Source organism: Mesorhizobium sp. BHbdii (assembly GCF_053848045.1).
Map to the genome: position 1 here is coordinate 1 of NZ_JBSPKX010000131.1, position 518 is coordinate 518.

Below are 518 nucleotides of genomic sequence, written 5' to 3' on the forward strand. Positions count from 1 at the left end.
GGATGGGGCGACCGACGACACCGAGTTATGGCATGCGGTTTCGAAGCGGCGCGCCGCCCGCGCATAAAGACCGAGTTCGCTCCAGGTACAGCCGGTGCCAATTGTTCTAACCTGCCATTTCTCAAACTGGTGACTACCGTCACTCGGGCAGACCCGGATCGTAATGCACGATCGCATCGAGGATCGTGCGGTAGAGGCTGTCCACTTCCTCGTCGATCTCGGCGCGCTTGATGCCGATGGCCTTCGCGTCGGCGATGAGCTCGTGCGTGAGCTCGTCCACGGAGATCACATCGGCCTTGGCAGTCTCCGGGACGTTGTTGGCAATCTATTGGTCTAGGAAATTGATGCCGCGCGTGGTCATCGAGCTTTAAGCTCGGTCGCCGGCTTAAGTTCCTTGTCTAGCGAGCCCTTCCCTTTAAGCCGCTGCTCTCTCGGTCGGGCCGTTTTTTGTTCCCTTACCTGGCACTCAGCATCGAGAACCAGTCTGCTCTCGCGGTCGGCTCTTTCTATCTTTTCGC

Annotated in this window: 1 protein-coding gene; it reads right to left on the minus strand. The window is 58.7% G+C overall.

Annotated features, from left to right (window positions below; genetic code table 11):
* Positions 1–139: 139 nt before the first annotated feature.
* Entirely contained in the window at positions 140–325 is a 186-nt protein-coding gene (locus tag ACWTU8_RS32230; RefSeq protein ID WP_454583023.1) for a DUF768 domain-containing protein, read from the minus strand.
* Positions 326–518: the final 193 nt, after the last annotated feature.